Below are 6,832 nucleotides of genomic sequence, written 5' to 3'. Positions count from 1 at the left end.
TTAAAAAACTTCTTTAAAAATTTACGAATAGCTTGGGTAAGTTTTTGCTTAAAAGATAAATATAGGAAAACAAAAAAATCTACTTTATCTTCTCTTAAACTTATAAACATCCCTTAACTTGACGCGTATGCATCTATCTATTGCAGCACTTGATTAAATTTTTATTGAGTAAACACCTCTATTAAACTCTATTATTTTTTTAAACTATTTGCTACAATGGGGATTCTGAATACATATTAATACTGAAAATGTTTGGACAAAATCCTAAAAGAAGCATATTAAATGGTGACGGTACTAAGTTAGAGGTACAGTCCATTTTTAAGACTATACAAGGGGAGGGCATTTTTGTAGGTTGCCCTGCAATCTTTATTAGGCTTGGAGGGTGTAATCTTGCTTGTAATTTTTGTGATACGGAGTTTGAGGATTTTCAGCTAGTAGATATAGTTGAGATTTTAGATAAAGTAGAAAGCTTGGCATTAAATTCTAAAAATGAAAGATCGATTAATTTGGTAGTAATCACCGGTGGCGAGCCGATGCGTCAACCTATAGAATTATTATGTCAGAAGTTATTAGACCAAGATTTTAAAGTCCAAATAGAGACTAACGGTACGTTATATCGCTCTTTGCCAAATGAAGTGTATATAATTTGTTCGCCGAAAGCCGGTAAAACCGGTTATAGCAAAATAAGAGAGGATTTATTATCTCAAATTAGTGCGGTGAAATTCATCGTTGCTAAAAATATTTTAGAATATAATTTCATACCGGAAGTAGGGCAAACCTCTTATAATATACCGGTTTTTATTCAACCTATAGATCAAAACAACCAAAGACTTAATGACGAAAATAATGAGTTAGCGGTAAAATTAGCACTAGAAAGCGGTGCTAGGTTATCGCTGCAGACTCATAAAATTTTAGGAATTGAGTAAAGTGTTATTGGTGGCATTGCTTAGAAATAGGTTGATAATTTAAAAAGTTTACGTCATTGCTAGGAAATTACGGCGTTATTGCATAGCGCGGTTTATGTCATTCCCACGAAAGCGGGAATCTAGAACAAAGTATAAATACAGCAAATTTTTGAAATTAAAAGCGGAGGTTATCTCGCTTTATGTTGGATTCCTGCTTTCGCAGGAATGACATTGAACACTTTTTCTGAGCTATGCAACAAGGCCTTTAGCCGCTCGTAATGACGATATCAACCGTTTCTAAGCAATGCCTTATAAGTTTTTTACAAAATACTTGAATTTTATATTAATTGAAGCTATTATAATCTTTTTTAAGTTTAAAGTGTTGAAATAATGAGTGAAATATTAGAACTTGAAGCGAAACCTCGCACGGAATTTGGTACGGGAGCAGCAAGAGCATTAAGAAGAGAAGGGCGTGTTCCGGCTATTATTTACGGAGCGGGTAAAACACCTGTTAGTATTTCTTTGGAAGAAAAAGAAATAACTAAAAATTATAGAAAGCCGGCTTTTATCTCTCAGTTAATTAATGTAACGATCGATAAGAAGCAATATAAGGTATTACCAAAAGCCGTAGAGTTACATCCCGTTACGGATATAGTACGCCATGTTGATTTTGTCTTTTTAGAAGCAAAAACCCAAAAAATGGAAGTGCCTGTAGTATATGAAGGGAAAGAAAGAGCTTTAGGCGTTAAAAGGGGTGGGTACTTTAATATAGTAAAAAGAAGAGTTACTTTATTATGTGATGTTAATAATATCCCAAGGAACGTAACTATAGATGTTACTAATATGCCTATTGCTACTGCGCTAAAATCGTCAAAAATAGAATTACCGAAAGGATGTAGTTTTGTTACAAAAAAAGAATTTGTCCTTGCAACTATAATAGGACGTAGAGGAGCAAAAATTGAAGCTGAAGGTGAACAACAAGCCCCTGAAGCAGGGAAGTGAGATAATTCTCACGGATAAGGACTTGCTTAGATACTTAAATCGTTATTGCGAGGATTCGTAGGTGTTGTTGATTGGCTCGTTTTATGTCATTCCCGCGTAGGTGGGAATGACATCGAGTAAGTTTTCCGATCCACGCTGGCAATGCCGCTAGAAACGAGAATGACATTCTGAATATTCATATACTTCTTCCAAATTAATATTGCTTCAAAAATTTTCCATTACTATTTATTAGGTAAATTATTATGATTCTTGTTATTGGTCTTGGTAATCCAGGAAAAGAGTATCAATATACGAGGCATAATATCGGCTTTATTGCTATAGAGAAAATAGCAAACCAATATAATTCAGCATTTAGTACAAAGAAAAAATTCAATTGCGAGATTGCTGAAACTATTAGTGATGGACAAAAGATAATTTTTATAAAGCCCACTACCTATATGAACTTGTCCGGTAAGTCAGTGATATCAGTGAAAACATATTATAATATCCACCCCGCAAAAATCTTTGTTATTCATGATGATATTGATTTAGAAACAGGTAGAATAAAATTTAAAACCGGTGGTGGTAACGGCGGGCATAACGGTTTAAAATCAATTGACGGTGTTATAGGCAATAATTATAATCGCATTAGGGTTGGGGTAGGTAGACCACAAAATCATCAGGATGTAGCAGATTACGTACTTAATAATTTCTTGAAATCCGAGTATGAAACAGCAATGCAAGCTATAGATAGAATAGTTAATAATTTTGATTTGATATTAGAGAATAAGTTAGAAGAATTTAAGAATAAGATAGTATAAAAATCGTCATTGCGAGGATAGGTGAAGCCTCGACGCGGCAATCTCAGGATATTTGACGAGATTGCCACGTCGCTTCGCTCCTCGCAATACGGGGTGGTATCCACGCAACAATGCCTCCTAGCAATGACAAAAAACTGATCCATGCCACAAAATTTTAATTAAAAGAAAAACTTATGCCCCAAGATTTTGAAATTGTTTAGGCTGAAGAAATGGATAAAGCCTATTCAGCTATAATTTGGGATGCTTTTAATAAAGAGGCAAGAGAAAAGAAAGGTTTAACAGGAGATTTAAAATCTTTTGCTTTCTCATGCTTAGATCAAGATAAAAATTTTATTATCGGTATGCAAGGAATAAGCCTTTGGGGTAGTTTGTATATTACTGCATTGTTTGTAGATGCAAATCATAGAAACAAAAAATATGGAAGAATATTAATGGAAAAAGCTGAAGAATTAGCACGTGAGCGTTGCTGTAATTTTATTGCTTTAGCGACTATGGATTTTCAGTCTAAACCTTTTTACGAGAAATTAGGATATAAGCTAGAATTTACAAGATACGGTTACGCAAAAGATTCTATAATTATTGTTTACGGAAAGATTGATGATACTAAAACTAGGAATTGTTGGGTTGCCGAATGTTGGTAAGTCGACGTTATTTAATGCCTTAACGGCAAGTCAGGCTGCGGATGCCGCTAATTATCCATTTTGTACTATTGAGCCTAATAGCAGCAAAGTTTTAGTGCCTGATGAGCGTTTACAACGACTCGCACGCTTAGCAGGAAGCAGAAAAATTATTCCGTCTTATATTGAGCTTGTCGATATTGCAGGACTTGTTAAAGGAGCAAGCAAAGGGGAGGGGCTAGGTAATAAGTTTTTATCTCATATCAGGGAAGTCTATGCAATACTGCACGTACTGCGTTGCTTTGAAGATGAGGATATAACGCACGTACATAACAAAGTCGACCCAATCCATGACCTTGAGGTTATTGAAACAGAGTTAATACTTGCTGATATAGAATCGGTCGCAAAGCGTTTAGCAACAAGTGAAAAACGCTTAAAGTCAGGTGATAAAACAATGGCAAAGCAAATAGAACTGTTAAAAGAGGTTTATAAAGTGCTAGCTAATGGTAAACCTGCAAGAGTGCTAAATGAAGCTTTAGGAGCTGATAATTTAAAACAATTGCAGTTAATTACTTCTAAGCCTGTTTTATATATATGTAACGTACTTGAAAAAGATGCAGCGATAGGTAATGAATTTACAAAATTAGTAGCGGCAAGAGCAAAGAAAGAAAATGCTAGAAGCGTCGTAATTTCTTCAAAAATAGAAGCTGAGATTGCTTTACTTAAAAGCATGGAAGAAAAAGAAGAGTTTTTAAAATTTATAGGCTTAAATGAAACAGGGCTTAGTAAAGTAATTAAAGAAGGGTATAATCTTTTAAACCTTAAAAGCTTTTTTACTATAGGTCCTAAAGAAGCTCATAGTTGGACTTTTAAAGACGGCACGCTTGCACCGGCTGCTGCCGGTATTATTCATACCGATTTTGAAAAAGGCTTTATTAGAGCAGAAGTTATCGGCTATGAAGATTATATAAACCTTGGTAGTGAAGCAAAAGCCAAGGAAGTAGGTAAAATGCGTTTAGAGGGTAAAGAATATAAAATGCAGGATGGGGATATAGTACATTTTAGATTTAACGTTTAAATACTTAAAGTATTAGGTCTTATTGTAGACTACAGAAAAGTGTTGCAATGTCATTCCCGCGTAGGCATTGTTGTGTGGACCGGTTTATCCGTCATTGCAAGGAAATTACGAAGTAATTGACGAAGCAATCCAGGAAATAAAAAGTAATATTATGAAAACAATTTTACCTGATCGCTCCCTAAAAATCTAAGCTAGGCTTAATTTTATATAGTGCAGCAGATTCTAGATATTGCACAGGATAAAATCGCCATGATTATTCTGTATGGCTCTTTTATTGGCTCCGTGATTTACCTAACGGTTACCATAGTGATACTGATATCTTGATAATTCTGAAGAAAGGTAAATATAAAGGACATGCTACTTTAAGGTTAGAAGATAATATATATAAAAGATTAGAGAAGACGGGAGTAATAAGAAAGCAGATTATTCCATATTATTCAGCGATATCAATAATTCTTGAATCAATAGACGAGGTAAATAGTCAGTTAGGCATTATTTCTTCACTGATCTAAAAAAAGAAGGCATACTTTTATACGATAGTAAGGAATTGACCTTAAGCGAAGCTAAAGATTTACCTTGGAGTGAGATGAAAGAAATTGTTAAAGATTATTATGAAGAATGGTTTGGAAGCGGATGCGGATTTTTAATTGATTGCAAATATCCATTGAAAAGAGGCGAGTTAAATAAAAGTGTTTTTTATCTTCATCAAGCTACTGAAAGTTTTTACAGTAGCATTTTATTCGTTTTTTCTAATTATAAACCAAAATTCCATGATATAAAAAAGTTAGGTAGTAGAACAGCAAATTATAATAGTGAGTTATTGCAAGTGTTTCCTATTGCAACTCCCGAACAAAAAGAGTGTTTTGAATTAGTAAAAAAAGCATATGTTGATGCAAGATATGATAAAAATTATAAAATTAATAAAGAGCAGTTATTTTACTTGATTGAGAGAGCAGCAAAATTAAAAAACATTACGGAACGAATTTGTTTGGAGCGGATTAATCGATAAGACTTGATGAACCGAAATAAAAAAATCATTTATGAAAATAATCGCTAAAATCCCGGCATGGATGCTTCATGCTTATTTATTTTATACCGACTACGGAAACAATTTATACTTCAGGATTACCGAGTTTAACTAAATATTACGGCATTGATGGCGGTACCACTCAAACTACCTCTACATTATATTTTTTAGGATTTGCTCTCGGTATATTAACGCTTGGCAGATTATCGGATATTTATGGCAGAAGACCTATAGCTTTACTCGGGCTTTTTATTTATGTTGTATCTTCAATTATTAGCATTTTTGCAGTTAAATATAGAAATTGCTGATGATAGCTCGTTTTGTACAAGCTTTCGGTGTAAGTGTAGGTTCTGTTATTGGGCAGGCTATGGCTAGAGATTCCTATCAGGGCTCAGAGTTATCATATGTCTATGCTAGTTTATCTCCGTGGCTGTTATCCCTTCTCTCGGTTCATCTATAGGGGGCTATATTATAGAATATTCAAGCTGGCATGATGTTTTTGTATTTTTTAGTCTTACCGGTACTATATTACTAGCTTTATATTATAAAGTTTTACCTGAAACAAATTCGTATATAGATTTTTCACAAAGCAGTAAATATTTTGAGGTTTTACAGGTAATTATTAAAGATAAAATTCTTTGGTTATATGCTTTTATCATCGGTGCATTTAATGGCATATATTATGGTTTTTTCATAGCAGCTCCTTTTATTTTTATTGATAAAATGAAAGTTTCGCCATCTTTTTACGGTAAATTAGCGTTTTTGTTATCTTTTACCGCTATCTTTGGAGGGTTTTTAGGAGGATATTTAATAAAAAAACGCCATGTACACGATAAAAAAGTTATGGGTTTAGGATTTATATTTAGTCTATGTGGCTGTATATTATTTGTGGTAAATGCTTTTATATTGGAAGTTGTTTCAGCAAGTCATAGTCTTGCAATCGCTATGGTATTTGCACCGATGATGATTCATATGGTTGGGCATAATCTACTTATCCCGATGATGCTTCGTTATGCACTGGAGGATTATGCTAAAGTAACAAGTACGGCAGGATCTATATTTGGTGCGCTATACTACGTAGTGATCGTTGCCGTAACTTATTTGGTTTCTATAAAATACACAGCGAAACGATAAGCAATTTTGCTTTATTATGCTTCGTTTTAAGTATTAGCTCTGCTGCTGCATTTTACTGTATTTGGATTTTATATAAGAAAAAGTCAGGCGTGCCTGATTAAAGATAGGAATCGTTATTATGAGCAGCTGTGAGCGTTGCCCGTGTGACTCGTTTTATGTCATTCCTGTGTAGGCGGGAATCCAGTAAAACCTATAAAAAACTTGTTTTTTAGGTTTATTTTACCAAATATGTAACTTCTATATTAATATTGAAGTTATTTTCTGGATTC

At 33.8% G+C, this 6,832-nt stretch carries 7 protein-coding genes and 1 pseudogene; all 8 read left to right on the top strand.

Annotated features, from left to right (window positions below; genetic code table 11):
• Window positions 1–248: 248 nt before the first annotated feature.
• The 8 genes and pseudogenes from ACKTSD_RS05435 to ACKTSD_RS05400 all read left to right on the top strand — a co-directional run bounded on the left by ACKTSD_RS05435 (window position 249) and on the right by ACKTSD_RS05400 (window position 6,664).
• Window positions 249–926 (top strand): 7-carboxy-7-deazaguanine synthase QueE, encoded by a 678-nt coding sequence (locus tag ACKTSD_RS05435; RefSeq protein ID WP_412708318.1) that lies wholly within the window; start codon window positions 249–251, stop codon window positions 924–926.
• 369 nt (window positions 927–1,295) lie between these two features.
• Entirely contained in the window at window positions 1,296–1,907 is a 612-nt protein-coding gene (locus ACKTSD_RS05430; RefSeq protein ID WP_412708317.1) for a 50S ribosomal protein L25/general stress protein Ctc, read from the top strand.
• A 242-nt stretch (window positions 1,908–2,149) separates the two neighbouring features.
• Complete coding sequence (pth, locus tag ACKTSD_RS05425) at window positions 2,150–2,707, top strand: aminoacyl-tRNA hydrolase (RefSeq protein WP_412708316.1); 558 nt, start codon at window positions 2,150–2,152, stop codon at window positions 2,705–2,707.
• Window positions 2,708–2,916: 209 nt separating this feature from the next.
• Entirely contained in the window at window positions 2,917–3,348 is a 432-nt protein-coding gene (locus ACKTSD_RS05420; RefSeq protein ID WP_412708315.1) for a GNAT family N-acetyltransferase, read from the top strand.
• A complete protein-coding gene (gene ychF / locus ACKTSD_RS05415; protein WP_412708314.1) occupies window positions 3,305–4,402 on the top strand; it encodes a redox-regulated ATPase YchF in 1,098 nt (365 codons plus the stop codon). Before ACKTSD_RS05420 ends, ychF begins: the two co-directional genes overlap by 44 nt.
• Window positions 4,403–4,722: 320 nt before the next feature.
• Complete coding sequence (locus tag ACKTSD_RS05410; protein WP_412708313.1) at window positions 4,723–4,914, top strand: hypothetical protein; 192 nt, start codon at window positions 4,723–4,725, stop codon at window positions 4,912–4,914.
• 35 nt (window positions 4,915–4,949) lie between these two features.
• Window positions 4,950–5,411, top strand: coding sequence for a HEPN domain-containing protein (locus ACKTSD_RS05405; RefSeq protein ID WP_412708312.1), 462 nt, complete (start codon window positions 4,950–4,952; stop codon window positions 5,409–5,411).
• A gap of 31 nt (window positions 5,412–5,442) precedes the next feature.
• Window positions 5,443–6,664: pseudogene (locus ACKTSD_RS05400) on the top strand (Bcr/CflA family efflux MFS transporter).
• Window positions 6,665–6,832 lie beyond the last annotated feature (168 nt).

It is taken from the genome of Candidatus Rickettsia kedanie, assembly GCF_045865205.1.
In the GTDB taxonomy this organism is placed as follows: Bacteria; Pseudomonadota; Alphaproteobacteria; order Rickettsiales; family Rickettsiaceae; genus Rickettsia; species Rickettsia australis.
Note: the sequence above shows the minus strand (reverse complement) of the source record. Positions and strands in the feature narration are given on the sequence as shown.